Origin of the sequence: Streptococcus respiraculi (assembly GCF_003595525.1) — a bacterium.
In the GTDB taxonomy this organism is placed as follows: Bacteria; Bacillota; Bacilli; order Lactobacillales; family Streptococcaceae; genus Streptococcus; species Streptococcus respiraculi.
Window position 1 is genome coordinate 1871825 of sequence record NZ_CP022680.1, and the last position, 25356, is coordinate 1897180.

Annotated in this window: 22 protein-coding genes and 2 pseudogenes; 8 read left to right on the forward strand and 16 right to left on the reverse strand. The window is 44.8% G+C overall.

Annotation, left to right across the window (positions count from 1 at the left end; translation table 11 throughout):
* Positions 1-216 precede the first annotated feature (216 nt).
* From acnA to CHF41_RS09035, 4 genes are all read left to right on the forward strand, one after another.
* Positions 217-2883: an aconitate hydratase AcnA gene (gene acnA / locus CHF41_RS09020; protein ID WP_119876961.1), complete on the forward strand. Its 2667-nt coding sequence runs from the start codon at positions 217-219 to the stop codon at positions 2881-2883.
* Between the two features lie 16 nt (positions 2884-2899).
* Positions 2900-4027, forward strand: a complete 1128-nt coding sequence (locus tag CHF41_RS09025; protein WP_119876962.1) for a citrate synthase — start codon at positions 2900-2902, stop codon at positions 4025-4027.
* Positions 4020-5201, forward strand: a complete 1182-nt coding sequence (icd, locus tag CHF41_RS09030) for an NADP-dependent isocitrate dehydrogenase (RefSeq protein WP_119876963.1) — start codon at positions 4020-4022, stop codon at positions 5199-5201. The genes CHF41_RS09025 and icd overlap by 8 nt, the downstream gene beginning before the upstream one ends.
* A gap of 172 nt (positions 5202-5373) precedes the next feature.
* Entirely contained in the window at positions 5374-6141 is a 768-nt protein-coding gene (locus CHF41_RS09035) for a MerR family transcriptional regulator (RefSeq protein ID WP_119876964.1), read from the forward strand.
* 171 nt (positions 6142-6312) lie between these two features.
* Here CHF41_RS09035 and tgt read toward each other — a convergent pair whose 3' ends face one another.
* Entirely contained in the window at positions 6313-7452 is a 1140-nt protein-coding gene (tgt, locus tag CHF41_RS09040) for a tRNA guanosine(34) transglycosylase Tgt (RefSeq protein ID WP_119876965.1), read from the reverse strand.
* Positions 7453-7685: 233 nt separating this feature from the next.
* Here tgt and CHF41_RS09045 point away from each other — a divergent pair, with 233 nt between their 5' ends.
* Positions 7686-8534, forward strand: a complete 849-nt coding sequence (locus tag CHF41_RS09045; RefSeq protein ID WP_162911942.1) for a DUF975 family protein — start codon at positions 7686-7688, stop codon at positions 8532-8534.
* 62 nt (positions 8535-8596) lie between these two features.
* Here CHF41_RS09045 and CHF41_RS09050 read toward each other — a convergent pair whose 3' ends face one another.
* Complete coding sequence (locus tag CHF41_RS09050; protein ID WP_119876967.1) at positions 8597-9631, reverse strand: M42 family metallopeptidase; 1035 nt, start codon at positions 9629-9631, stop codon at positions 8597-8599.
* A 79-nt stretch (positions 9632-9710) separates the two neighbouring features.
* Here CHF41_RS09050 and birA point away from each other — a divergent pair, with 79 nt between their 5' ends.
* A complete protein-coding gene (birA, locus tag CHF41_RS09055; protein ID WP_119876968.1) occupies positions 9711-10646 on the forward strand; it encodes a bifunctional biotin--[acetyl-CoA-carboxylase] ligase/biotin operon repressor BirA in 936 nt (311 codons plus the stop codon).
* Here birA and CHF41_RS09060 read toward each other — a convergent pair.
* From CHF41_RS09060 to udk, 10 genes are all read right to left on the reverse strand, one after another.
* A complete protein-coding gene (locus CHF41_RS09060; RefSeq protein WP_119876969.1) occupies positions 10627-10821 on the reverse strand; it encodes a DUF3272 family protein in 195 nt (64 codons plus the stop codon). The genes birA and CHF41_RS09060 overlap by 20 nt on opposite strands.
* 64 nt (positions 10822-10885) lie before the next feature.
* Positions 10886-11563 (reverse strand): MgtC/SapB family protein, encoded by a 678-nt coding sequence (locus CHF41_RS09065; RefSeq protein WP_119876970.1) that lies wholly within the window; start codon positions 11561-11563, stop codon positions 10886-10888.
* An 88-nt stretch (positions 11564-11651) separates the two neighbouring features.
* Positions 11652-13331 (reverse strand): DNA polymerase III subunit gamma/tau, encoded by a 1680-nt coding sequence (gene dnaX / locus CHF41_RS09070; protein ID WP_119876971.1) that lies wholly within the window; start codon positions 13329-13331, stop codon positions 11652-11654.
* The gene (locus tag CHF41_RS09075) at positions 13331-13828 is read right to left on the reverse strand and encodes a GAF domain-containing protein (RefSeq protein WP_119876972.1); all 498 of its coding nucleotides are present in this window, start codon (positions 13826-13828) and stop codon (positions 13331-13333) included. Before CHF41_RS09075 ends, dnaX begins: the two co-directional genes overlap by 1 nt.
* Positions 13829-13913: 85 nt before the next feature.
* A complete protein-coding gene (gene leuD / locus CHF41_RS09080; RefSeq protein ID WP_119876973.1) occupies positions 13914-14519 on the reverse strand; it encodes a 3-isopropylmalate dehydratase small subunit in 606 nt (201 codons plus the stop codon).
* A 2-nt stretch (positions 14520-14521) separates the two neighbouring features.
* Complete coding sequence (leuC, locus tag CHF41_RS09085; protein ID WP_119876974.1) at positions 14522-15904, reverse strand: 3-isopropylmalate dehydratase large subunit; 1383 nt, start codon at positions 15902-15904, stop codon at positions 14522-14524.
* A 1-nt stretch (position 15905) separates the two neighbouring features.
* Entirely contained in the window at positions 15906-16175 is a 270-nt protein-coding gene (locus CHF41_RS09090) for a DUF1294 domain-containing protein (protein ID WP_119876975.1), read from the reverse strand.
* Positions 16172-17206 carry a 3-isopropylmalate dehydrogenase gene (gene leuB / locus CHF41_RS09095; protein WP_119876976.1) on the reverse strand — a complete coding sequence of 345 codons (1035 nt, stop codon included), beginning with the start codon at positions 17204-17206 and terminating at the stop codon, positions 16172-16174. Before leuB ends, CHF41_RS09090 begins: the two co-directional genes overlap by 4 nt.
* Before the next feature lie 10 nt (positions 17207-17216).
* Positions 17217-18776: a 2-isopropylmalate synthase gene (locus CHF41_RS09100; RefSeq protein WP_119876977.1), complete on the reverse strand. Its 1560-nt coding sequence runs from the start codon at positions 18774-18776 to the stop codon at positions 17217-17219.
* A gap of 287 nt (positions 18777-19063) precedes the next feature.
* Complete coding sequence (gene udk, locus CHF41_RS09110) at positions 19064-19693, reverse strand: uridine kinase (protein ID WP_119876979.1); 630 nt, start codon at positions 19691-19693, stop codon at positions 19064-19066.
* Between the two features lie 224 nt (positions 19694-19917).
* On the opposite strand from udk, the gene CHF41_RS09115 reads away from it, so the two are divergent.
* A complete protein-coding gene (locus tag CHF41_RS09115; RefSeq protein WP_119876980.1) occupies positions 19918-20919 on the forward strand; it encodes a Gfo/Idh/MocA family protein in 1002 nt (333 codons plus the stop codon).
* Positions 20897-21979: a DEAD/DEAH box helicase gene (locus CHF41_RS09120; RefSeq protein ID WP_119876981.1), complete on the forward strand. Its 1083-nt coding sequence runs from the start codon at positions 20897-20899 to the stop codon at positions 21977-21979. Before CHF41_RS09115 ends, CHF41_RS09120 begins: the two co-directional genes overlap by 23 nt.
* A 144-nt stretch (positions 21980-22123) precedes the next feature.
* On the opposite strand, the pseudogene CHF41_RS10350 reads toward CHF41_RS09120, so the two are convergent.
* From CHF41_RS10350 to CHF41_RS09145, 4 genes and pseudogenes are all read right to left on the reverse strand, one after another.
* Positions 22124-22348, reverse strand: a pseudogene (locus CHF41_RS10350) (transposase); the annotation flags it as partial.
* A gap of 56 nt (positions 22349-22404) precedes the next feature.
* Positions 22405-23661 (reverse strand): annotated as a pseudogene (locus CHF41_RS09130) (ISL3 family transposase).
* Between the two features lie 152 nt (positions 23662-23813).
* The gene (gene tnpC, locus CHF41_RS09140) at positions 23814-25166 is read right to left on the reverse strand and encodes an IS66 family transposase (RefSeq protein WP_119876983.1); all 1353 of its coding nucleotides are present in this window, start codon (positions 25164-25166) and stop codon (positions 23814-23816) included.
* Positions 25120-25326, reverse strand: coding sequence for an IS66 family transposase (locus CHF41_RS09145; RefSeq protein WP_119876984.1), 207 nt, complete (start codon positions 25324-25326; stop codon positions 25120-25122). The genes tnpC and CHF41_RS09145 overlap by 47 nt, the downstream gene beginning before the upstream one ends.
* Positions 25327-25356: the final 30 nt, after the last annotated feature.

The window sequence follows — 25356 nt, forward strand, 5'->3', positions numbered from 1 at the left end:
TTTCCATTGTAACATCAACTCTTAGAATCTGTATTCACAGCTCAGCAACTCTATTTAGGAGCTTATAAATACAGGTTCTTACGTCAATCACTCTTTCATCCTTATCTCCAAATCTATGTCATAAAATATTACATGAAATTCTTTTTATCATTGACGAATCCTGTTAGCAGATGTATAATAATTGTCAAAATTGGAAAAATATACGGAGGTCTCGAGATGAACAAGACTAGTAAATCGTCGTTCAATCATCGTGAATTTGGCTATTACAGCATTCGAGATGCAATGGAGCAAGAAAACAAGGATATCACACACCTTCCCTATACCATCCGTATCTTGATTGAGAGTTTACTCAGGAACTACGACGAAGATAATGTCACAAAATGTCACATTTTAAATCTGATTAATTATAACGCACAAGCTCCTCGTGGTGAAGTTCCTTTCAAACCGAGCCGCGTGATTCTCCAAGATTTTACCGGTGTTCCTGTTGTGGTCGATCTTGCTTCTATGCGTGAAGCAATGATTGCTCACAGTGGAAATCCTGATTTGATTAACCCTGAAATTCCAGTTGATTTAGTCATTGACCATAGTGTACAGGTAGATGCCTATGGCTGCGATACAGCCTTGGAAGAGAATATCACATTAGAATTTGAGCGAAATAATGAACGCTATGAATTTCTCAAATGGGCTGAAAATTCCTTTGACAATTATCGTGCTGTTCCCCCTGCAACTGGGATTATTCATCAGGTCAATATTGAATTTTTAAGCGATGTCATCATTGAAAAAGACGGTCTCCTCTATCCTGATTCCATGTTTGGAACAGATAGTCATACCACGATGATCAACGGCATTGGGGTCCTTGGCTGGGGCGTTGGGGGGATTGAGGCTGAAGCTGCCATGCTGGGAGAGGCTTCTTATTTCCCTGTTCCAGAGGTCATAGGCGTGCGTTTCACAGGCCGTCTTCCCAAAATTGCAACAGCAACCGATTTGGCGCTCACTGTCACACAAGTCTTGCGCAAGGAGCAGGTGGTTGGGAAATTCGTCGAATACCTAGGACCTGGTCTTGCTCATCTGAGCCTAGCAGACCGAGCAACCATTGCCAATATGGCGCCTGAATATGGTGCTACCTGCGGTTATTTCCCCATTGATCAGGAAACCTTAAACTACATGCGCCTGACCAATCGAGACGAAGAACATATCGCCCTCACCGAACACTATGCTAAACTCAACGACCTTTTCTACAATCCAGATATCGAGCCTCGCTACAGCAAGGTTATCAATATTGACTTATCCAGTATCCGTCCTAGTATTGCAGGACCAAAACGACCACAAGATTTGATTGATTTGGCAGATGCCAAGTCCACCTTTGAAGCAAGTATCAGTCAAGAAACAGGAACCCAAGGCTTTGGCTTGACCTCAGAAGAGTTAGACAAGACCGCTACTGTTACGATTGATGGGCAGGTTTTTCCAATCAAAACAGGACATGTGGCAATCGCTGCGATTACCTCTTGCACCAACACCTCCAATCCCTATGTTCTCATGGCTGCAGGACTTCTTGCCCGCAATGCAGTCGAAAAAGGACTAAGTGTTGTGCCAACCGTCAAAACATCGCTCGCTCCAGGCTCCAAGGTCGTATCTGCTTATCTAAAAGAGTCAGGTCTTCAAGCCTATCTGGACAAACTAGGCTTTCAGGTTGTGGGCTACGGCTGTACCACTTGTATCGGAAACTCGGGAAATCTCCGGCCTGAAGTAGCACAGGCCATTACAGACAAGGACCTGCTCGCTTCTGCTGTCCTCTCTGGCAATCGCAACTTTGAAGGGCGTATCAATCCTCTAGTCAAGGCCAATTTCCTAGCGAGCCCGCCACTCGTTGTGGCCTACGCCCTTGCAGGAACGACCACTATTGACTTAACCCGTGACCCACTGGGATTTGACGCTAACAATCAGCCTGTTTATCTGGAGGATATCATGCCCAAAAGACAGGAAATCGAAGCCTACGTCGACCAGTATGTCACCCGAGACCTCTTTCAAAAAGAATACGAACATGTCTTTTCAGACAGCAAGAAGTGGAACCAGATTCCCGTCACCAAAAGTAAGAACTATCACTGGAATGCTCAATCTACCTACATTCAAAATCCCCCCTATTTTGACCAGTTAGATAACGACTTAGCGATTCGCCCTCTGCTCAATCTTCAGCCGCTTGCAAAATTTGGGGATAGTGTCACGACAGACCACATTTCACCAGCTGGAAACATTGCTCGAATCAGTCCTGCTGCCCGCTATTTAAGCGAACACGGTGTGGACTATATGAACTTTAATTCCTACGGCAGCCGCAGGGGAAATCACGAGGTCATGATGCGGGGCACCTTTGCCAATATCCGTATCAAAAATGAACTGGCAAACGGAAGAGTAGGTGGGTTTACTTCCTACAAAGGGGAGATTGTCCCGATTTATGATGCAGCCATGGCCTATCAGGCAGCAAATATCGGAACCTTGATTATCGCTGGAAAAGATTATGGTATGGGTTCAAGCCGTGACTGGGCTGCAAAAGGTTCTGCACTGCTCGGTGTTAAGGCAGTCTTGGCTGAGAGTTTTGAACGCATCCACCGCTCCAACCTCGTCATGATGGGCATTGCACCGCTTCAATTTTTAGAAGGGCAGACAGCAGACACTCTTGGTTTAACCGGCTTGGAACGCTATGATATTCACCTTCCTGAAGCGCCCACTATTCAAGAAATGGTGGACATTGTCGCACATGGAGAGCAAGGAGACATCGCTTTTCAAGCCTTGTTACGCTTTGATGCCGCCGCAGATATTCGTTACTACCAAAACGGCGGTATTCTCCCCATGGTCGTCCGCAAGAAACTGGCTGCATCTCAACCCTAGATAGAAAGGAAAGCCTATGGTAGAAGAAAATGGATTAAAGGATTTAATTGCTTGTCATACCCGTATCAGCTCGATTGTCGATGATCATCTAGCCTATGCAGGCTATGATATCGCAGAATTGATGAACAATCAGGCTACATTTGAAGAGACCATTTTTCTCCTTTGGAACTTGCGACTGCCGACTGCAAGCGAATACCAGAACTTCACAGACGAATTGCGGGCCAACTATGACATCAGCGATGCCGTCGAACAATGTATCCTCATTCAATCGCGCAAGCACCTCCACCCCATGAGTGTCCTACGCTCCACCGTTAGCCTCTTAGGTGTCTACAATGTCAATGCAGAAGAACAGTCGTTTGAGGCCACCTACGAGCAGTCGATTCAGTTAATGGCAAAGATTCCTACGATTATTGCGACCTTTGCTCGCTTGCGAAATGGGCAGACACCAATTGCGCCGCGCAAGGATTTGGGCTTTGCAGAAAATTTCCTCTATATGCTGACAGGAAAAGCACCTTCTGCACTTGAAATCGAAGCCCTTAACAAGGCCTTGATTTTACATGCTGATCACGAACTCAATGCTTCTACCTTTGCAGCCCGTGTCTGTGCTTCAACCCTGTCTGATATTTATTCCTGCGTTACGACCGCTATCGGTACCTTGAAAGGACCGCTCCACGGCGGAGCCAATGAACGCGTCTTTGATATGTTGCAGGAAATCCGCGCCTGTGGCGACACCAAAGCCTATCTCCAACAAAAATTAGATTCGCAGGAGAAAATCATGGGCTTTGGCCACCGCGTCTACAAACGACAAGACCCAAGAGAAAGCTACCTCCGCCAAATGGCCAAGGAATTGACCCAAGGAAGCGAACATGAAATTTGGTACCAGCTCTCTCGGGAAATCGAAGACTACATGAAACACACCAAGGGCTTGATTCCAAATGTCGATTTCTACTCGGCAACAGTCTACCATGTCCTTGGTATTGATAGCTCCATTTTTACACTGATTTTTGCCATGAGTCGGGTGGCCGGCTGGATTGCCCATATTCAGGAACAACAGCGGTTTAACAAACTGATGCGTCCTCGTTCCCGCTACCTCGGACCTGAAAAACTGACCTATGTCCCCCTAGAAAGGAGAAACCATGCCTAATACGATTTCCCTCAAAAATGGCAAGCTCGTCGTACCTGACCACCCTATTATCCCTTATATCGAGGGTGACGGAGTGGGACAAGACATCTGGCGACAAGCACAAGCTATCTTTGACCGTGCAGTGGAAGTAAGCTACCAAGGTCGCCGAAAAGTAAAATGGCGCGAAGTTTTGGCTGGTAAAAAAGCCTATGATACAACAGGACAGTGGCTACCAGAAGAAACCATGACCCGCATTAACGACCACTTGGTGGCGATCAAAGGACCGCTTGAAACACCTATCGGCGGTGGCATCCGTTCACTCAACGTTGCTCTCAGACAGGAGTTGGACCTCTATGCCTGCCTGCGACCGATTCGCTACTTTAAGGGAATCGATAGCCCCCTCAAAGCCCCTGAAAAGACCAATATCACCGTCTTTAGGGAAAATACCGAGGACATCTATGCAGGGATTGAATGGGAGGCAGGAACAATAGAAGCCAAACAGGTCATTGACTTCCTCCAGTCTGACATGCAGGTACAGAAGATTCGCTTTCCAGCAACCAGCAGCATCGGTATCAAGCCGATTTCAATCGAAGGAAGTGAACGGATTGTGCGTGCTGCAATCGACTATGCCCTTGCAAATAAGCTATCTCAGGTGACTCTCGTCCACAAGGGAAATATCCAGAAATTCACCGAAGGAGGCTTTCGCAAATGGGGCTACGAACTAGCCCAGCGCGAATATAGGGCATACTTAGAAAGTGGGCAACTGCAAATCAACGACATCATCGCAGATAATTTCTTCCAGCAAGCCCTGCTTCATCCTGAAACATTTGACGTGGTTGTCTTTACCAACCTTAATGGAGATTATGCAAGCGACGCCCTAGCCGCTCAAGTGGGCGGCATCGGAATTTCACCTGGTGCCAACATCAACTACCAGACGGGACACGCCATTTTTGAAGCTACTCATGGTACCGCACCAGATATTGCAGGGCAAGACAAGGCAAACCCCTGCTCCCTCCTTCTTTCTGGCGCTATGCTCTTTGCCTATATCGGCTGGCAGGAGGTGACCGACCGTATTCAAGGAGCGATTGAAAAGGCCCTAGAAAACCACGAAATGACTGCTGACCTAGCACAAGCGTCTAAGGTAAAAGCCCTCAGCACCAGCCAGTTTGCTGAGCATCTGGTGGCCTATCTCTAACAATGCCTGCCCAGCCTTCATGTCTGACGGATTAAAGTCTTTTTCCTATCCATACCCACATGCCCCTTGCGGGCATTTTTATACAATTTTCCAAAAAGTCTTGACAGTGACGCTACGTCAACTTGTATAATAGGCTTATCTTGCAAGATACATACCACACGAGGAACTAACTATGACTTATTCGATTCGCCAATTGGCAGAATTTTCAGGTGTCAGCACCCGTACACTGCGCTATTATGAAGAGATTGGCCTGCTACTATCTTCTCACAAGAACGACAGTGGCTACCGCTTTTACGGAGATGCAGAAGTTGACATCCTCCAGCAAATTCTTTTTTACAAGGAACGGGGCTTTGAACTTAAGCAAATCAAGACCTTTCTAACCCAAGAAAACTTTGACATCTTGAAGAGCTTAGAAGAGCATTTGGCAGATCTGCATGCAAAAAAACAAGGAATCGAAGCCATGATTGACAGCCTCGAACGCACGATTCAAGCACAGAGAGGAAAAACAACGATGACAACCCACGAAAAATTTCAAGCATTTAAAGACAAACAAATCCAAGAAAATGAAGCAAAATATGGAACTGAACTCCGCAAACGATATGGAGAAGAGACAATAAAAGAAGCCAACCAACGCTTTGCCAAGATGAGCGAAGAAACCTACCAACGCCAGCAAAAATTAGACCAAGAGATTAAAAGCTTGCTCAGTCAGGCTATTGCTGAAAACTGGAAACCAGAAGACGAGGCAAGCCAGCAAATCGTCCAACTCCACAAGGAATGGCTGAAAATCGCAGATAAAAATTACTCTGCTGAAAAGCACATCGGCATCGCTCAACTCTATACAGCTGATGAGCGCTTTACTGCCTACTACGATGCAGAAAGAGAAGGCTGCGCTGCCTTTCTCACAGCCAGCATCAACCACTGGGTAGCTGCTTTGTTGTAAGAACGAAGAGTTTGGGGCAAAGGTCTGATTAAAAAAGTAAAAAACGAACAAAGGAAGAGTTAAACTTTTAAAACTCTCTCTTTGTTCGCTTTTTATATATTTGAGTAAAAGAGACTATATAAAATTATAGAATTTCTAACGTGAAAATCTTTTTGTCCCAAGCCCCTGATTTTAAAAATTACGTTTTGAACTGTTATAGCCATAGCGCTCGACAAAGTCTTCACGGAACTCCAAAAGATTGTCATCCATAATGGCTTGGCGGACATTACGCATCAGTTTCAGCAAGAAGTACAGATTGTGGTAGCTAGTCAAGCGGATACCAAAGGTCTCATCAGCTTTTAGAAGATGACGGAGATAAGCCCGTGTATAGTTACGACAAGTGTAGCAATCACAATCATGATCAAGCGGTGTAAAGTCTTCAGCAAACTGGGCATTTTTTACCACCAAACGCCCCTCACTGGTCATACAGGTCCCGTTTCTTGCAATCCGCGTCGGCAAGACGCAGTCAAACATATCCACCCCGCGAATCACCCCGTCGATCAAGCTATCAGGCGCTCCCACTCCCATGAGGTAACGCGGCTTGTTTTCTGGCAGGAGCGGTGTTGTGAAGTCAAGAACGGCATTCATCTCTTCATGCGACTCCCCAACTGCTAGACCCCCGATAGAATAACCTGGGAAGTCCATGCTGACCAGGTCACGCGCTGACTGGCGACGTAAATCCTCAAAACCAGCCCCCTGCACAATACCAAACAAGCCTTGATCATGCGGACGGCGGTGAGCTTTCAAGCCACGTTCCGCCCAACGACTGGTGCGTTCAATTGATTTTTTAACATAGTCATAAGGCTGGTAGAACTGCGGACACTCATCAAAGCTCATCATAATATCACTACCTAGATTGTTCTGAATCGAAATCGCCTTTTCAGGTGATAGGAACATCTTTGAGCCATTAAGGTGATTTTTAAAGGTTACACCCTCTTCGGTGATGTTTCTGCTATCTGCTAAGGAATAAACTTGGAAACCGCCGCTATCTGTCAAAATCGCCTGATCCCAGTTCATGAATTTATGCAAACCACCTGCACGGGCAATCAGCTCATCTCCCGGACGAAGCCAGAGGTGATAAGTGTTGGACAAGATAATCCCAGAGCCCATTTCTTTCAATTCTTCAGGTGACTGAGTTTTAACCGTTGCCTGCGTTCCAACCGGCATAAACATAGGCGTTGGAAAAGTACCATGCGGCGTAATAATCTCGCCCAAACGTGCACCCGTGTGCTTTTCTTTTTTTATCAATCGATATTGAATCGGTGATGTCATCTTCTACCTCCCACTAGGAAAAACAGTCCTAGGTTTATTTGTCTTGACGAAAGGATTTCTCTTATAGCCAGTTCGTCCCTCTTCTTATCTAGTACGAATAAAAACTGAAAGACGATTATGCTCAATAAAATAAAGCATTTCTGCGAAAAGAAATCGTGCAAGCCTCTCTAGTCTATCAAAAAAAGACTGGCTTGTCACCTCATATTATGCTACACTATAGAAAGGAGGTTTTTATGTTTTCAATTCAACAACTTCGTGCTAAAGCACGCCAAAAACTTGCAGAAACACCAGGGGCTTATCTGATTGCCCTCATTCCCGTTATTATCGGTGTCGTGATTCAAACGATGAATTACGCACAATCAAATAACCTGGCACTTCAACTATTGAACAACCCTACCCCTGATACATCTTATCTTATCAACTCAACAGCCTTTCCGCTCGTCTATGGAATCTTGTCTGATTTAATGGGCTTATCTATCTCGTTTGCCCTCTTTCAAGCCATTTACCACTACCGTGAAAATGTCAGCTTCAAAGACGCCTTTAGCCTGTTTAACCACGGCCGTTTCGGCAGTATCTTTGCTACCTATCTCTTAAAAGAGTTCTTCCTCTTCCTTTGGGCCTTGCTTGCCATTGTCGGATTTTCCATCATGTTGGGTGGTGGTATGATGAGTGCTGTAGCAACTCTTTTGAATCAAGCAACCGAAGATATTATGGTCATAGCAGGTGTCATGATTCTTGTCGGACTCCTCCTTGGAATCGCAGGAATCGCGCTCTTACTTCCACAATACTTTGCCTACTTCCTCGTAGAGCCTCTTTTGTTTGAACAGCTAGCAAATGATACCTACACTGGACCATTTGCGGTCATTAAAGAAAGCCGCCGCTTAATGAAAGGTTATAAAATGAAAGGCTTTGTCCTTGATTTATCTTTCATCGGTTGGCATATTTTAACCATGATTAGTTTCGGCATTGTCGGAATTTATGTCATTCCTTACTACCGTGCTAGCCACATCTACTTCTATCAAGCCGTTCTTGAAGACCGAGCTATGAGAGAAAAGTTCTTCCAAGGTATGATGCAGTCATAATAGAAGAAAACGTATGAAAAAATTTTTTCATGCGTTTTTGTGTTATATAATTGCTCACCCTACTAGTCAATCATGTTTGATTTCAAATACACATCGACCATTTTCTCTGTTGCTTGAATGGAGTCGATATGAGTGCGCTCGTAGGAATGACTGGATTCGATTCCTGCTCCGAGTAGAGCGTGCTTCACATCTGCTCCTGCGTGCATGGCAGCTGAAGCGTCAGAGCCATAGTAGGGATAGATGTCTAACTTGTAGGGAATGGCATGCTCTTTTGCAAGGGCAACTAGATGCTGGCGCAATTCATAGTGGTAAGGGCCTGAGGCATCTTTGACACAGATTGACACCGTGTATTCATCGGTCTGCTGGTCATCTCCCATTGCTCCCATGTCCACCGCCAAGTATTCCACTACCTGTTCAGGCAAGCTGGAATTAGCACCGTAGCCGATTTCTTCGTTATTTGAAAAATAAAAATGTGTCGTATACGGCAGGACAATTCCTTCTTCCTTATAAACCTTGAGCAGATTAATCAAAATAGCTGCGGATACCTTATCATCCAAATGGCGGCTCTTGACAAAACCACTTTCGGTGATAACGGTCCGTGGGTCAAAGGAAATAAAATCGCCCACTTCAATCCCCAAGGCACGTGTTTCGTCGGCAGAAGTCACCTTTTCATCGAGGCGAATTTCCATGTTGGTCTGATTGCGCTCTGCTGTTTTGGCATCGGCATAGACATGGACAGACGTCTGGTGCATGAGAATCGTTCCTGTATAGGTCTTGCCATTTTTAGCGACATGAACCAGGCAGTTCTCTCCTTCAATCGAAGGATAGCCAAAACCACCGATGAGATCCATCTTCAAGCGACCGTCTGGCTTGATCGCCCGCACCATAGCTCCCAATGTATCCAAATGCGCTGTCACGACCCGATGTTTGCTCTCATCTGCTCCTACTACACTCACCATGATACCACCCTTAGCTGTTTTTAGTGTTTGGTAGCCAAAACCTGCAAGCTCAGACTGGATATAGTCCATAATCGCTTTTGTATAGCCCGTTGGTGACGGGGTGTTGGTCAACTTCACAAGATAATCAATTGTATTCATTTACTGCTCCTTTACTTTCTATCTTGTTTCCTTCCTTTATTATACCACGTTTGTCAGCTTTTTCTGTTATAATGAAAGCATGAAAACCTACGAAAAAATTTATATGATTCTCTTGAATGCAAGAGACTATGTTAGCGGGGAAGAATTGGCTCAAATATTAGGGATTTCAAGAACCTCTGTCTGGAAAGGTATCCAGCAGTTAGAAAAACAGGGACTTGTCATCAAAGCTGGAGCCAACCGTGGCTATCGCCTTGAACAAGGTGATTTGTTGCTGCCTAAGGACATCGAAGATAGCCTTCAAATCCCTGTTCATCTAACCAAAAATAGCACTTCGACCCAACTAGATGCCAAGCATGGAATCGAGCGCGGAGATTTGAGCCCAGCCCTTTATCTGGCAAATAGTCAAAGGCAAGCCCAGGGTCGATTTGGCAGAGCCTTTTTTGCGGCTGAAACAGGCGGTATTTACATGACCTTGCGTTTAAGACCTAAAGCCAGCTTTCAAGACTTGAAGCCCTATACTCTCCTTGTTGCGGCAGCCATTGTCAAAGCAATTGACCAGCTTACTGGTATTGCTGTCGAGATCAAATGGGTTAACGACATTTACCTCCATGGTAAGAAAATCGCAGGCATTTTAACGGAGGCTGTTTCTTCTATTGAAGCCCAAGTTGTGACGGACATGATGATTGGGGTAGGCTTGAACTTTCATCTACTTGATTTTCCGTCAGAGCTATCCGAAACCGCAAGCAGTCTCTTTGTGGAGAGTCCTCCTATCACGCGCAACCAGTTGATTACCGAAATCTGGCGTATCTTTTTTACAACCAGCGAGGAAGAATTGTTGGCTTTATATAAAGAAAAATCACTCGTCCTAGGAAAACAAGTGACCTTTTCACAACAACATCAGCACTATTGCGGAGTAGCTTACGCTATTACTGATAGTGGAGCCTTACAAGTCAAACTAGAAGACGGCTCGCTAAAAACCCTCTCAAGTGGGGAAATCAGTCTTTCTTCTTGGTAAGATTTTCAAAGACACGAATCACCTTGCTCACCCGATAGCTAAACCGGAGATTCCGTACGACAAAAAATCCATAAATGGTCGCCCAAAAATATTCACGTGCAAAAAGCGCCTCATTCATCCAGTAGGTCGCAAGGGCTGTGGTAATAGCAAGAAAGATAAATTGTGTTACTCTCATATTTCTAGTATATCAAAAAATCAGCTCCAAGGCTGATTTTTTGTGCCGTTGCTATGAAACCTCACTATTCAACAACTGAGATAAGACGAACTTTTAAAATATTGGAACGAACGGCCAATTCTTCAATAATCTCTACTAGCGAAACATCTTTAGGCAGTTGCAAGGTGAAGATATTACGATAAATCTTCCGTCCTTCTATATTTTGAACATCAAAGAGTACATTGGTCAACTCAATATGGTGTTCTGCAAAGAATTCTGTTAAAAATTCTTTTGTCTCTTGACGATGAATAAAGTGAATTTCTAAGCGTTTAATTTCTGGAGTAGGAATAATGTAGCTGACCAACATTAAGGAAAAGATAACCGCCAAAAAGGCTAGTAGAGCGATACTATAATAGCCCATCCCTAAAGCAATTCCAATACCCGCAACTGTCCAAAGTGAAGCTGCTGTTGTCAAACCGGCTACTCTATGCTTTGTCACTACAATTGTTCCCGCTCCTAAAAAACCAATTCCACTTACAATAGGCGCGAGAAGCCGTACCTGATCGACTTCAATCATTGGCTGGCTCTGCAACTTCTCGTAAAAGACTGCACTCTGAATCAAGGCAATCGTTGTCGCTCCAATGCACACTAACAGGTGAGTTCGAAGACCAGCTGGACGACTCTTACGCTGTCGATCATAGCCAATCAAGCCTGAACATAAAATCGCTAATACTAATCGAATGAATATATCTTGTATGGTCATAGGTTTTTCCTCAGGCTTTCGCCAATCATGAACACATTATCCTTATCCTTTTGCACAATACACATTCTGCCAAAGGGAAGGACTTACCTCAATCCTCCACAATCGTGACCGCATCTGCTAAGAATTGGAAGGCTTCTGGAACTAGGGATTCTTCTTCTGTTGCTTCTGGTACAGCTTCTTTCTGCCCTTTTGCCTTCGCTGAAAATTCTGCTCGAATAGCTAGCCAATCTTCGTGTGCAATGGCTAAAATATGAGGTGAAAAACCTGCCGCCTTACTGAGAATATTGCCAAACATGGCATCTAGGTTTTCCCGTTTCATGGTTTGTTCGGCATTAAAGGCTGATTCAAAGGCAAGAATGGCATGGTGTTCATTGGCCGCAACGGGCTGAGAGCCGACCAACAAGGCCTTGTCTGCCCCTGATAGACTTTCGATAATTTCTCCCCAAGCGTTTTGCAGGCGGGTTAAATTCTCCCGTGCTAGACTTGGATTTTCCATGGCTTCTTGTAAAATAGTTTGAACTCTATTGGTATCTGGACGGTATTTTTTATTGGCTTGCGGTTTGCGTGAAACTGGCTTGACCTCTAATGGTTGTTTACCTAGGCTTGCCAATTGTTGTTGCAGGGATTGAACCTGAGCTCGAAGGGCTTGAAGCTGTTCTTTCAGATTTTCTGGAATAACTGCTTGACCTTGCTTGAACTCTTGGCGCTTATCTTCTGCCAAGCGAATGGTCATCATTTCTGCATAAATCTTCGGCTGAGGACTAGTCTTGATATCTGATAGCGCGCGCGTGACTGTCTCAATCATGGCAAAAATCCGTTCCTGATCCATTTGGAGATTGTCTGCAAAAACCGTGCTGGTATGAGGATTTTCCCCGCCTGTCTGCACAATCAGCAAGTCGCGCAAATAATAGAGAACATCTGTCGTAAAGCGGATCATGCTCTTTCCATTATCAAAAATGGTCTGTAAATGCTGTAAGGCTGTCGGAGCATCCTTTTCACGGAGGCTTTCCATATAGGCGCCGAGGGCCTTGAGACCAATGGAACCTGTAATCTCTTCTGCCACCTCAAGGGTCAAATCGTGGTCTGCACTGAGGCTGAGAGCCTGATCCAAGATAGACAAGGCATCCCGCATGCCACCTTCAGCACGGCGGGCAATCATGGCAAGTGCTTGCTCATCAAAGCCGATTTCTTCTTGACTGAGGATATTGGCCAAGTGGCGCGTGATATCTCCTACCTTAATCGACTTAAACTCAAAGCGTTGTACCCGTGACAAGATAGTCGCTGGAATCTTATGGAGTTCTGTCGTCGCAAGAATAAAGACCACATTTTCGGTCGGCTCTTCCAAGGTTTTCAAGAGGGCGTTAAATGCCCCTGTTGAGAGCATGTGAACCTCATCAATAATGTAGACCTTGTAGCGGGCAAGGCTTGGGGCATAGGTTGATTTATCACGAATATCACGGATTTCGTCGACCCCATTATTTGAAGCTGCATCAATCTCAATCACATCTTCCAAACTGCCTTCCGTAACAGCTTTACAGATGTAACAGTCATTACAAGGTTCGCCGCCTACTTGATTGGGGCAGTTCATGGCCTTGGCAAAGATTTTTGCAGCGGATGTTTTCCCTGTTCCCCGAGGACCAGAAAAGAGATAGGCATGGCTGATTTTTTCTTGTTCAATGGCCTGCTTGAGGGTGGTTGCGACCACTTCTTGCCCGACCATTTCGCCAAAGGTTTGGCTACGGTATTTCCGATAAAGGGCTTGATACATTAGTTTCTCTCTCCAAACATGGCAAAATTCCAATCCGTCCCCTCAACCAACAAGGCAACGAAGCGTTCCAGATATTTTTGATCAATAGCATCGTAATCCGCCACCAAGCGAGAATCAAGGTCAAGAACTCCCAATAGTTGCCCATTTTTTATCATGGGAACGACAATCTCGGACAGGGCAGCCGCATCGCAAGAAATATAGTTGGCATGGGTCCGCACATCGTCTACGATGATGGTTCTTCTTTCTTGGGCAGACTGTCCGCAGACACCCTTTCCAAGTGCGATATGAACACAGGAAACGCCACCTTGAAAAGGCCCTAAAATCAATTCTGTCCCGTCAAAGAGATAATAGCCTGTAAAGACAGAATGAGGAAGAGCCTGATTCAGGAGAGCTGCGCTGTTGGACAGGTTAGCTAAAGCATTACGTTCGCCGTCAAGAAGCCCTGCTAATTGGGCTAAGAGTAATTCATAGGTTGATTTTTTTTCTTGTTCTAACATAGTTCATATTATAGCATAAAAGTGGGCAAAAAGAGGGAACGAGCCTTTCTTTTCGTGCGAAATTCTCTCTCCCTCTCTGTCTGCCTTATTCTTTTTCATCATTTCGCCAATAGGCTGGGCGATTACGCTCATAGGCTGCAATCAAATCCTCATATTGAAGAGTAATACCGATATCATCTAAGCCATTTAAGAGCTTGTATTTCCACTCACTATCAATGTCAAAGTGAAACTCTCCCACTGGTGAGATGATGAGTTGTTTTTCTAGATCAACGGTGATTTCATCCTCTGGGCTCAGCTCTGCCAATTTCTCACGGACACTTCTTGGCTGAACAATGGGCAACATGCCGTTGTTTAATTCGTTATTGTAGTGAATGTCCCCAAAAGACCCAGCAATGACGACCTTAAAGCCATAATCAGCTAGAGCCCAAGCAGCATGCTCCCGAGACGAGCCTGCTCCGAAATTGTCACCTGTCACTAAAATGGTGGCTTTACGGTACTCGTCCCTGTTAAAAACAAAATCAGGATTTTCTGTATAAGCATGGTCCAGATAACGCCAAGCATACATGAGATACTTGCCAAAGCCTTTCTTGTCAATCAGCTTCAAAAACTGCTTGGGTAAAATCTGGTCAGTATCAATATTGTCATTCATGAGAGGAACTGTTGTCCCTGTATAAATGGTGATTTTTTCCATATTTATCCTACCTCCACCAATTTTCTCACATCGACAAAGCGTCCAGCGATGGCAGCGGCCGCTGCCATGGCAGGGCTACACAAGTGGGTCTTTGCTCCAAATCCTTGACGGTCCTCAAAATTGCGATTGCTAGTTGAAGCACAATGGACACCGTCTGGCACCTTGTCTGGATTCATACCGAGACACATGGAACACCCCGGATCCCGCCATTCAAAGCCTGCTTCAAGAAAAATCTTGTCTAAACCCATTTTTTCGGCTGCTCGCTTGACAGGTCTGCTTCCCGGCACGACAATAGCGGTCAGATTTGGAGCAATTTTTTTGCCCTTAACAAACTTGGCCGCAAGTGCTAAATCGCTCAGGCGGGCATTTGTACAAGAACCGATAAAGATATACCCCAGCTCAATCTCCTCAATTTTCTGTCCTGGCCTAGTCCCCATGTACTGATAGGCCCGCTCATCGTTGATATCTTTGATATCTGGAAAGGCTTCATCAACAGCAACTCCCATAGACGGATTGGTTCCCCAGGTCACCATAGGTGCTAGATTTGACACATCCATGCGAATGACCTTATCATAGACCGCATCCTCATCTGAGACCAAGGTTTGCCAATCTGCAATCGCAGCTTCTATGTCACGAGGAGCATTCGCAGTTTCTCGTACATAGTCATAGGTCGTCTGGTCAGGATTCATCATGCCGATTTTTGAGCCAAATTCAATGGACATATTGCAAATGGTCATGCGTTCTTCCATACTGAGGCGCTCTACCGCACCCCCACGGTATTCCACCGCATACCCTACTCCCAAGCCAACTCCGTGCTTAGCAATCAGGGCTAGGATAAAATCTTTGGCATAGACTCCTTTTGGAGCTTGTCCAACAAATTCCACCAAGAGTTTCTTGGGCTTAACCTGCCAAATGGTTTGGGTGGCAAAGACATGTTCGACCTCGCTCGTACCAATACCAAAGGCTAAGGCACCAAAAGCCCCATGCGTTGCTGTATGGCTATCTCCACAGACGATAAATTTTCCCGGCTGTGTGCGACCTGTTTCTGGCCCAATCATGTGGACAATGCCTTGGAGTTCTGAGCCATGGTCGGCACAGTCAATGCCAAACTCGGCCACGTTTTCTGCTAATTTATCCATTTGCGCCTTTGAAATCACATCTCTGATATCATAGATATTGACGGTTGGCACATTGTGGTCAAAGGTGCCATAGGTCAAATCAGGTCTTCTCAGGCGTCTACCTGCCTCACGCAAGCCTTGAAAGGCCTGAGGACTGGTCACCTCATGGATATAATGTTGATCCACATACATGAGCTGGGGTTGCCCTTCATTACCTGTAATGACATGGCGCTCCCAGACCTTATCTAAAATTGATTTTCCAGCCATGCTACCTCCAAATCCAATACATAATAGCAACGTCTAGGATGAGCCCAAGCAGCCAAGCTACTTGAAAGTACCATTTTTTCGTCTTATGGTGAAAACGAGTTCCACCAGCCCATGCTCCAAGACCTCCTCCAAAAATGCTCATTGCTAGTAAAGTCTTTTCTGGAATGCGATAGACCTGTTTCCTCGCTTTTCCCTTATCCAACCCATAAGTCAAAAAGACAATTAAATTCCAGACCACGAGGGTCATACTCACCATTTGTTTGATTGTCATAAGTACCTGATAATCGCATCTACCGCTTCCTGGGTAGAGGCATTTCCTCCTAAATCTCTCGTCAAAATACCTTGTGTAAAACTGGCTGCAACAGCATCTTCTATTTGTCTTGCGACAGCTAGTTCACCAAAGGTCTCCCGCAACATCATCGCCACCGATAAAATCATGCTGACGGGATTGGCAATTCCTTGCCCTGCAATATCAGGAGCAGACCCATGAATTGGCTCATAAAGACTCGCTCCTGTTCCGTGACTGGCAGACGGCATAACTCCCAGCGTGCCTGATAAGACACTGGCCTCGTCTGACAAAATATCGCCGAATAGGTTTTCTGTTACCAACACGTCGAATCTAGCAGGATTAGTAATCATAATCATGGCTGCGCTATCGACCAATTGATGCTCCAAGGTCACATCAGGATAGTCTTGGGCAATACGATCCGCTACTTTTCGCCACAATTTTGAAGTAGCAAGGACATTTTGCTTGTCAATACTGGTCACTTTTTTCTTGCGCGTCCGAGCTAGTTCAAAGGCCTTGCGCAAAATCCGCTCGATTTCAAAAGTCTGATATTCGTTGACATCACGCGCGACCTCTTCTTCTAACTCATGCTCTCCGAAATAGATCCCCCCTGTCAGCTCACGTACCACCACAAAATCCACATCGGCAATTCGCTCCTCTTTTAAAGGCGAGAGATGCTTCAAAGCAGGGAAAATGGTAACAGGACGAATATTGGCATAGAGTCCTAGTTCCTTACGAAGTAAGAGCAGACCTTCTTCTGGTCGGACAGGAGCGCCATCGTACTGAGGACTGCCAATCGCAGCCAGCAAGACCGCATCGGCTTTTTGACAAGCCTCCAGAGTATCGGGAGGAAGCGGGTGTCCCTTGGAATCAATTCCTGCACCACCAAAGACTTTTTCGACCACTTCAACCTCAAAGGAAAGGCTTGTCTTGACTGCTTCTAAAACTGCTAAACCTGCCGCCATAATTTCAGGACCAATGCCATCTCCAGCAAGGGCAACGATTGTTTGTTTCATAGGCTCCTCCTTAATAGTCCATCATATCACGATAGGATACCGTATGCCCAATCGTTCCTTCATTTTCTTTTTGGACAAAGATATTGGCATGGATATAGGCAATGGCGCTAGCTTTCAAGACATCGAAATCGAGACCAGACGCATTGAAAATCGTCTCTGTCGCTTGATTTTCAACCGTCACAAGTACCCGCGCTTGCGAGTCAATACCGTCTGTCACCGCCTCAATATTGTAAGACAAGAGCTTGGCTTCTTGATGGAAAAATTCATCAATGGCATTAAAAATCGCCTCAACACTACCCTTACCAGTTGCCTGACATTCTACCTGCTCACCTTGGACATTGACCAAGCGAACCATAGCCACCATGTGCTCACCGTCGACTGCAAGGGTCAAGTCCTCAAAGTGGAAACCTTCTGGATTTTCCACAGTAACACCTGCAATCAAGGCCCGAATATCAGCGTCTGTGATTTCTTGTTTCTTATCTGCCAAGGCCTTGAACTTGCTGAAGAGTTCCGTGATTTCCACATCGTCAAATTCCAGTGCTAATTCCTTCAATTTCTCCACAAAGGCATGGCGACCAGACAATTTTCCTAGCGGTAAACTGTTGCTCTTGACACCGACTAATTCTGGCGTAATGATTTCATAGGTAAGAGGATTTTTAAGTACGCCGTCTTGGTGAATACCTGATTCGTGCGAGAAGGCGTTACCACCCACCACAGCCTTGTTCTTCGGAATGGTAATACCAGAAAAACGTGACACCATTTCAGAGGTGTTCATCGTTTCGTTGAGGACAATATCGGTCTTAACCTGATAATAGTCCGCACGAATATTGAGTGCAACGGCAACTTCTTCCAAAGCCGCATTTCCTGCTCGCTCACCGATGCCGTTAATCGTGCCTTCCACGCGCCCTGCCCCATTTTTAATAGCTGAAAGACTGTTTGCCACTGCCATACCAAGGTCATCGTGACAATGAGGACTAAAGATAATCTCATGATCTGACGTGACATGCTCAATTAGATACTGAAAGATCTGCCCGTATTCCTCAGGCGTAGTGAAGCCGACCGTATCAGGGATATTGATGTAGGTCGCACCCGCATCCACTGCCGTTTGCACAACTTCTAGGAGAAAATCAAGCTCTGTCCGCGTGCCGTCTTCAGGTGAAAACTCGACCACCTCGAATTTTGAACGAGCATAGCTGACATATTCTCTGATGTTAGTAAGAATTTCTTCCTTGGTCTTTTTCAGCTTAAACTCACGGTGAATAGGACTGGTTGCGATAAAGACATGGATTTGCGGATACTTAGCATCTTTTAGAGCCTCATAGCAAGCATCGATGTCTGATTTAACCAAACGAGCAAGACCTGTAACAGCAGTTGTTTTCATCGCTTTTGCGATTTCGTTAACTGCGGTAAAGGAATCAGGGCTAGCTGCAGGAAAACCTGCTTCAATAGCTGAAATCCCCCATTTTTCTAACTGCTTAGCAATGGCAATCTTTTCCTTAATCGAAAAATTCACTCCTGGTGTCTGCTCGCCATCACGAAGACTAGTATCAAGAAATTCAATTGTACGCATAATCTACTCCTCTTTCTTCATAAATAAAAACATCTCACTTGGCCAAGCGAGATGTTTGCCCGCTTGGTAAGCCAAACAGGACTAATGCTGGTATGCACTAGCCCCCTCGTCGCAACAATAGGTTCATAGACGAAACGAGTTTCATTTGACGTTCTCCTTGTAGATGAATGATACTATCATACCATTTTTCGACAGTTATTGCAACAATTTTCTGTATTGTTCCAATTATCTGATAATTTATTAAAAATAAAGAAGCGAAAACTCCGCCTCTTTTGTCCTGCTCTTTCCTAACCACGGCTGCGCAGGATACTGTCCACCTTGGTGTTGATTAGATCGATTGCGACGACATTAGACACTCCTTCTGGAATCACAATGTCAGCATAGCGCTTGGTTGGCTCGATAAACTGATGATACATGGGTTTTACCACACCTAGGTACTGCTCAATCACGCTATCTAGGCTACGCCCCCGCTCTTCCATATCCCGCTTAATCCGACGGATAATCCGCACATCATCATCGGTATCTACAAAAATCTTAATGTCCATTAAATCACGCAGGCGTTTATCTTCTAGGACAAGAATGCCCTCTACGATAAAGACGTCCTGCGGTTCTTGATGGTAGGTCTTGTCTGATCGAGTATGCTGGGTATAGTCATAAATCGGGATATCGACTCCACGACCTGCCAACAATTCACTGAGATGATAAATCATCAAATCTGTATCAAAGGCTAGGGGGTGGTCATAGTTGGTCAAAATCCGCTCTTCAAAAGTCAAATGCGATTGATTTTTGTAGTAGGAATCGTGTTCAATCATTGAAATGCGGGCATTGGGGAAATTATTCAAAATGGCGCGTGAAACACTGGTTTTTCCGCCTCCTGATCCACCAGTTACGCCAATAATAATCGGTTTTTGTGCCATGGGTCACTCCTCATTTGTATTCAACCTATTGTACCATAAAATGAGCTTCCCGTGTCAAACAATTTCTACGTCCAACATTCTCTCTTCATTCATGGTATAATAGTCTTATCAATGAATTGTATTTCAACAAAGTGAGTTCACGATGAGGCTGGGCAAAAAGTACCCAACCTCCTTAGTATGATAGTTTAAACAGCTTAACGCATACAGAAAAGAAAGGAAATCGTATGTTACAACTAGGCATTATTGGAACAGGAGCAATTGCACATCATTTTATCGCAGCAGCTCATGAAACAAAAAAATACCAACTCTCAGCCATCTATTCACGGACCATGGAAAGTGCACACGCATTTGCAGACCGCTATGACACAGATATTCAGCTTTACACAGATATGGAGGAATTTCTAACTAGCCCTATTGATATTCTTTATATCGCAAGTCCTAACTCTCTCCACTATGGGCAAGCCAAAGCTGCACTTCTAGCAGGAAAACACGTCATCATCGAAAAACCAGCAGTCACACGACCAGAAGAATGGGCTGATTTGGTGGCAATTTCCAAAGAAAAGCAAGTCTTTGTTTTTGAAGCCGCTCGCAATTACCACGAACAAGCTTTTACTACGATTTCTGATTTTTTAGCGGACAAGGATGTTTGGGGTGCGCATTTTAGCTATGCCAAGTACTCGTCAAAAATGCCTGACCTTCTCGCTGGAAAAACGCCAAATGTCTTCTCAAGTCAATTTGCAGGTGGTGCCCTCATGGACTTAGGGATTTATCCAGTTTATGCTAGTATCCGTCTCTTTGGTGCCCCTATTTCTTCTCACTATACAGCTCAACAATTACCAAATACGGTTGATTTAAATGGTTCTGGACAGCTCATTTATCCAAACTTTCAAGTAACCATTCAGACAGGAAAAAATACCAATAGTTCACTTCCTGCTGAAATTTATACCAATCAAGGTACGCTCGTCTTAGACACGATTGAACATATCAACTCTGCTATTTTCCATCCACTAGAAGGTGAGCCCGAAACACTTGCCATCACGCAAGCCCCACACACTATGCTAGAAGAGACAAGACAGTTCGCAGACATGATTAAGCAGCCTCAACCCGAGCTCTATGAAAATTGGCTAGCAGCTGCGCAGGCAGTCCACAACACGCTTTACCACATGCGGCAGACTGCCCATATCCATTTTGAAGGAGATATGAATGAAAACGACACTTCCCGCTAGTTGGCAAGACCAGCTAGACCAGGCTGGTTTTACCAGCTTTACCCCTATTCAAGAACAGCTATTTGAGCCGATTCGTGCAGGAGAAACCATCCTTGGTATCAGCCCGACAGGGACCGGAAAGACCCTAGCCTACCTACTGCCGACCCTATTGACTATTCAACCTAAAAAGGCGCAGCAATTGCTGATTCTAGCACCAAATACTGAACTGGCTGGGCAAATCTTTGACGTCTGCAAGACCTGGGCGGAGCTCATCGGTCTTCAGGCGCAACTATTCCTCTCTGGCTCTAGCCAAAAACGGCAAATCGAACGCTTGAAAAAAGGGCCTGAAATCTTGATTGGTACACCAGGGCGGATTTTTGAGCTGATTAAACTCAAGAAAATCAAAATGATGAATGTCAATACGATTGTCCTCGATGAATTTGACCAATTGCTCAGCGATTCTCAATATCCTTTTGTGGATAAAATTTGTCGCTACGCTCCACGCAATCACCAGTTGATTTACATGAGCGCAACCAGTCAAGTTGATCCAGACAAGCTCGCTCCCAATACCCGCACGATTGCCATTGATAATATGGAGTTGACCAATATCCAGCATTTCTACCTCGAAGTGGACAAACGAGAAAAAGTTGACCTACTTCGTAAACTTGCCCACGTTGAAGATTTTCGTGGTCTCGTATTTTTCAATTCGCTCTCTGACCTCGGAAGCGCCGAGGAAAAATTGCAATACCGTGGTATTGAAGCCATTTCTCTTGCCAGCGACGTCAATGTCAAATTCCGCAAGGTTATCTTGGAAAAATTTAAAGACCATGCCCTCACTCTTCTTCTTGCAACAGACTTGGTTGCGCGGGGGATTGATATTGAACGTCTTGAATGCGTGGTCAACTACGAAGTTCCACGAGACAAGGAAACCTATACTCACCGCGCAGGACGGACTGGTCGCATGGGGCAGGACGGATTCGTCATCACCCTCATCAGCCACCCTGAAGAGCTCAAATCGCTGAAAAAATACGCCTCCGTCCGACCAATGTTTCTCAAAAACCAGATGTTATATGTCGATTAGACAGTCATAACCACCCGTTTTCACGGGTGGTTATGACTTGTTGTGGATAGGTAAAGAAAGAATGCTCAAATGTAATAATTGACATAAACTAATTTCTCCGTTCTAAATTATGGCTTTTTGTCAACTGTAGTGGGTGACTTATAGCTACATACGAGAGGAGACGAATATGGTCTTCTCTTTTTCGATGTTCAAAGCGAGGTAGATGCGTTTTTTGAAATTGTCAAAGTTCCTGTAGCCAAAAGCATTGCGCTTGATGTCTTTGATGAGTTTGTTAGTGGCTTCTAGCTTGGCATTTGAATAAGGAAGTTCGATGGCATTGGTGATAGATTCCTGATAGCGTCTGAAAGTGTTCAAAGCTACCTTGAAGGTGAAAAAGTAATAACTGATAAAGGGCTCTTTGTCAACTGTAGTGGGTAGATGAAAAGCTAACATCTAGAGAGGATCAGCTTGGTCTTCTCTTTTTTGATGTTGATGGCAATCAAAATCCGCTTTTTGAAGTTTTCAAAGTTCCGAAATCCAAAGGCATTGCGTTTGATGACTTTGATGAGATTATTCGTCGCCTCAAGTTTGGCATTTGAGTAAGGCAATTCCATGGCGTTGAGAATCTTCTCCTTGTCCTTCAAAAAGGTATTAAATACGGTCTGGAAAATCGGGTCGACAGTCTGCCGAGCGTCTTGGATAAGTCCAAAAAACTGGTCAGCTTGCTACTCCTGGAAGTGAAAAAGCAGTAGTTGATAGAGCTCGTAGTGTTCTCTCAGTTCTTGAGAATAGCCGAGCAGTTTAGCGACAATCTCCTGGTTGGTTAAGTGCATGCGAAAAGTCGGGCGATAGAACCGCTTATAACTGAGTTTACGGCTATCCTGTTGTATCAATTTCCAGTAGCGTTTCAAGGCTCGATACTCAAGAGATTTTCTATCGAATTGATTCATGATTTGTATGCGGACACGATTCATAGCACGGCTGAGATGTTGCACAATGTGGAAACGATCAAGTACGATTTTGGCATTCGGAAATAGCTGTCTAGCTAATTTGTAGTAGGGGCTAAACATATCCATGGTAATGACTTTGACGCGGTTTCTAACCTGTCTAGGGTATCTCAGAAAGTGATTTCGGATGACCGCCTGCGTCCGCCCATCAAGGATAGCGATGATGTTATTTGTGTCAAAATCTTGAACAATAAAGCTCATTTTCCCTTTCTTGAAGGCATACTCATCCCAGGACATGACTTCTGGGAGCTTACCCCAATCCGTTTCAAACTTAAACTCATTTAGTTTTCGACTTACAGATGAAGCTGAAATGGAGAGTCTGTGTGCGATATGTGTCATTGCTTGATTTTCGATGAGTAATTGTGCGATTTTCTGGTTGACAGCGACAGAGATTTGATGGTTCTTCTTAACAAGAGGAGATTCAGCGACCGCCATTTTTCCACATTCCTTGCACTTGAAACGACGCTTTCGAAGGCGGATAAGTAGCGGGTAGCCAGCAGTTTCTAAGTAGGGGATTTTAGAGGCTTTCTGGAAATCGTACTTAGCCATTTGTCCCTTGCAGGAAGGGCATTTAGGGGCTGTGTAATCCAAGTGACCGTGGAGTTCTAAGTGAGTTCCCATGTCGGATTCATTAGTGATAGTGATATTTTTGTCTTTCATTCTGAGAAAATTTGTGATAAGATTTAGTTGTTCCATATGAGTCTTTCTAAAATGATAGTTTTGTCGCTTTTCATTATAGGTCATATGGGACTTTTTTTCTACACTCTAAAAGGCTCCATAATCTCTGCGGGGGGCGTACCCACTACAGATATTATAGAGCCAGTTATTTTGACTCTGGAACCTTTTTTCTATTTACAGTTGTTTTGGATACTTTCCGCCCATGGCAAATAGGCCTCTAGCACCTCCTTTTGGGCGAACGTCTCCTCGTTCGGTAGATTGTCTAGAAGATAAGTCATATATTTCTCTGAATCAAGGCCGTGTCGCTTAGCTGTTTCCAAAAGACTAAGGATGATAGCTGTCGCCTTGGCTCCCTCAAAGCTTTGTGAGAACAACCAATTTTTCCGCCCCATAACCAAAGTCTTCATAGCCCTCTCGGCTATGTTGTTAGACAAGACTAAGTTACCATCCGAGAGAACGGTTCGGAAGGTGGTTTCATATTTAAGGCTATACTCTAAGGCAGTACCCAATTTGGAACCTGGCAAGACAGCCTGCTCACGGCACCAGGAAAAGAACTCGTCCATCAAGGGCGCCAACTCTATCTGGCGTTTCTGCAGCCGTTCCTCAGTAGAAAGGTCAACCCAATCATTCTCCAAGGCAAACAGTCGGTCACAATACTTTAAACCCTTAGCACCTAAAGAAGTCTTGTCTGCCTTCTTAGGAGTTGCCTCGAAGAACTTCCGCCTGACATGTGCCCAACAGCCAACTAGCTGAGCTTTTTCTAATTGGCGATAAGCACCCCACATATCACAATGTACGTAGCCTGCGTAATCCCCAAGAAATTCCTCCACAACTAAACCACTCCGGCGCTTATCATGATGATATAGGGTAATTCCCTTTTTCTCATGCTTCCCAGACAAGAAGGTCCAGTAGAAGGTCAACTGGCTATCATTTTCCAAGACCTTATAGGAGGTTTCATCCGCATGGAGAATGGGCTGTTTCAGTAGTTTCTCGTGCAACAGGTCATAAATCGGTTCGAAATAATACTGACTAGACTTGATGTGCCAGTTAGCTATTTCCTTCCGACTAATTGGCAGGCCAAGCTTATGCCAGTCCTCTTCCTGTCGGTAATTTGGCACCTTCAGATTGAACTTCTGATGAATCGTATGGGCGATGATAGAAGCTGAACCTAAGCTATGGGCCAAAGGAGCCTTAGGAACAGGAGCCTTGATAATCTTATCGCTCAGATTCTTCTGACTACATGCCTGACACTTGTAAGCGTGTTGGACATGGTCAATCCGCTTTAATTGTGCAGGAATGAAGACCAATTCTTGTCGTTGAACAGTAGAACCAATCTCCTTCAACTGACCATGACAGTCTGGACAAGTGCAGTCTTCCCCCTGCAATTCGTGATGTACAATCTCTGGAGTGAACTGACTAAAAATAGCCTGACGAACTCCCTTAGCTTTCTTGCGTTTATAGGTAATAGTTTCTGTTTCAACTGGGTAAGTCAGAATCCTCTTCAGGAAGATTCTCCTCACCAAACAAACTCAACTGACCAGGTTGATACACAACCTTCTCGGATGATTTTCCGTAGAGTTTCTGAGTCAGATAATCAACCTGTTCACGAAGGAGGGTCAACTCGTTGGTAAGTTGTCCAATCGTTGAGGTCTGTTGTTTAATAATATCCAATAACTCTTCCATACTATCAATCCTCCTTCTTTTTATCTCATT

Coding starts and splice junctions, on each gene's coding strand:
- icd (WP_119876963.1), top strand. CDS start 4,020: ATGCCTAATACGATTTCCCTCAAAAATGGCAAGCTCGTCGTACCTGAC.
- CHF41_RS09060 (WP_119876969.1), bottom strand. CDS start 10,821: ATGAGAGTAACACAATTTATCTTTCTTGCTATTACCACAGCCCTTGCG.
- CHF41_RS09100 (WP_119876977.1), bottom strand. CDS start 18,776: ATGCGTACAATTGAATTTCTTGATACTAGTCTTCGTGATGGCGAGCAG.
- CHF41_RS09075 (WP_119876972.1), bottom strand. CDS start 13,828: ATGTTAGAACAAGAAAAAAAATCAACCTATGAATTACTCTTAGCCCAA.
- CHF41_RS09045 (WP_162911942.1), top strand. CDS start 7,686: ATGTTTTCAATTCAACAACTTCGTGCTAAAGCACGCCAAAAACTTGCA.
- dnaX (WP_119876971.1), bottom strand. CDS start 13,331: ATGTATCAAGCCCTTTATCGGAAATACCGTAGCCAAACCTTTGGCGAA.
- birA (WP_119876968.1), top strand. CDS start 9,711: ATGAAAACCTACGAAAAAATTTATATGATTCTCTTGAATGCAAGAGAC.
- tgt (WP_119876965.1), bottom strand. CDS start 7,452: ATGACATCACCGATTCAATATCGATTGATAAAAAAAGAAAAGCACACG.
- CHF41_RS09035 (WP_119876964.1), top strand. CDS start 5,374: ATGACTTATTCGATTCGCCAATTGGCAGAATTTTCAGGTGTCAGCACC.
- leuD (WP_119876973.1), bottom strand. CDS start 14,519: ATGGAAAAAATCACCATTTATACAGGGACAACAGTTCCTCTCATGAAT.
- CHF41_RS09115 (WP_119876980.1), top strand. CDS start 19,918: ATGTTACAACTAGGCATTATTGGAACAGGAGCAATTGCACATCATTTT.
- CHF41_RS09145 (WP_119876984.1), bottom strand. CDS start 25,326: ATGGAAGAGTTATTGGATATTATTAAACAACAGACCTCAACGATTGGA.
- CHF41_RS09025 (WP_119876962.1), top strand. CDS start 2,900: ATGGTAGAAGAAAATGGATTAAAGGATTTAATTGCTTGTCATACCCGT.
- acnA (WP_119876961.1), top strand. CDS start 217: ATGAACAAGACTAGTAAATCGTCGTTCAATCATCGTGAATTTGGCTAT.
- CHF41_RS09065 (WP_119876970.1), bottom strand. CDS start 11,563: ATGACCATACAAGATATATTCATTCGATTAGTATTAGCGATTTTATGT.
- udk (WP_119876979.1), bottom strand. CDS start 19,693: ATGGCACAAAAACCGATTATTATTGGCGTAACTGGTGGATCAGGAGGC.
- CHF41_RS09050 (WP_119876967.1), bottom strand. CDS start 9,631: ATGAATACAATTGATTATCTTGTGAAGTTGACCAACACCCCGTCACCA.
- CHF41_RS09090 (WP_119876975.1), bottom strand. CDS start 16,175: ATGACAATCAAACAAATGGTGAGTATGACCCTCGTGGTCTGGAATTTA.
- leuB (WP_119876976.1), bottom strand. CDS start 17,206: ATGAAACAAACAATCGTTGCCCTTGCTGGAGATGGCATTGGTCCTGAA.
- CHF41_RS09120 (WP_119876981.1), top strand. CDS start 20,897: ATGAAAACGACACTTCCCGCTAGTTGGCAAGACCAGCTAGACCAGGCT.
- leuC (WP_119876974.1), bottom strand. CDS start 15,904: ATGGCTGGAAAATCAATTTTAGATAAGGTCTGGGAGCGCCATGTCATT.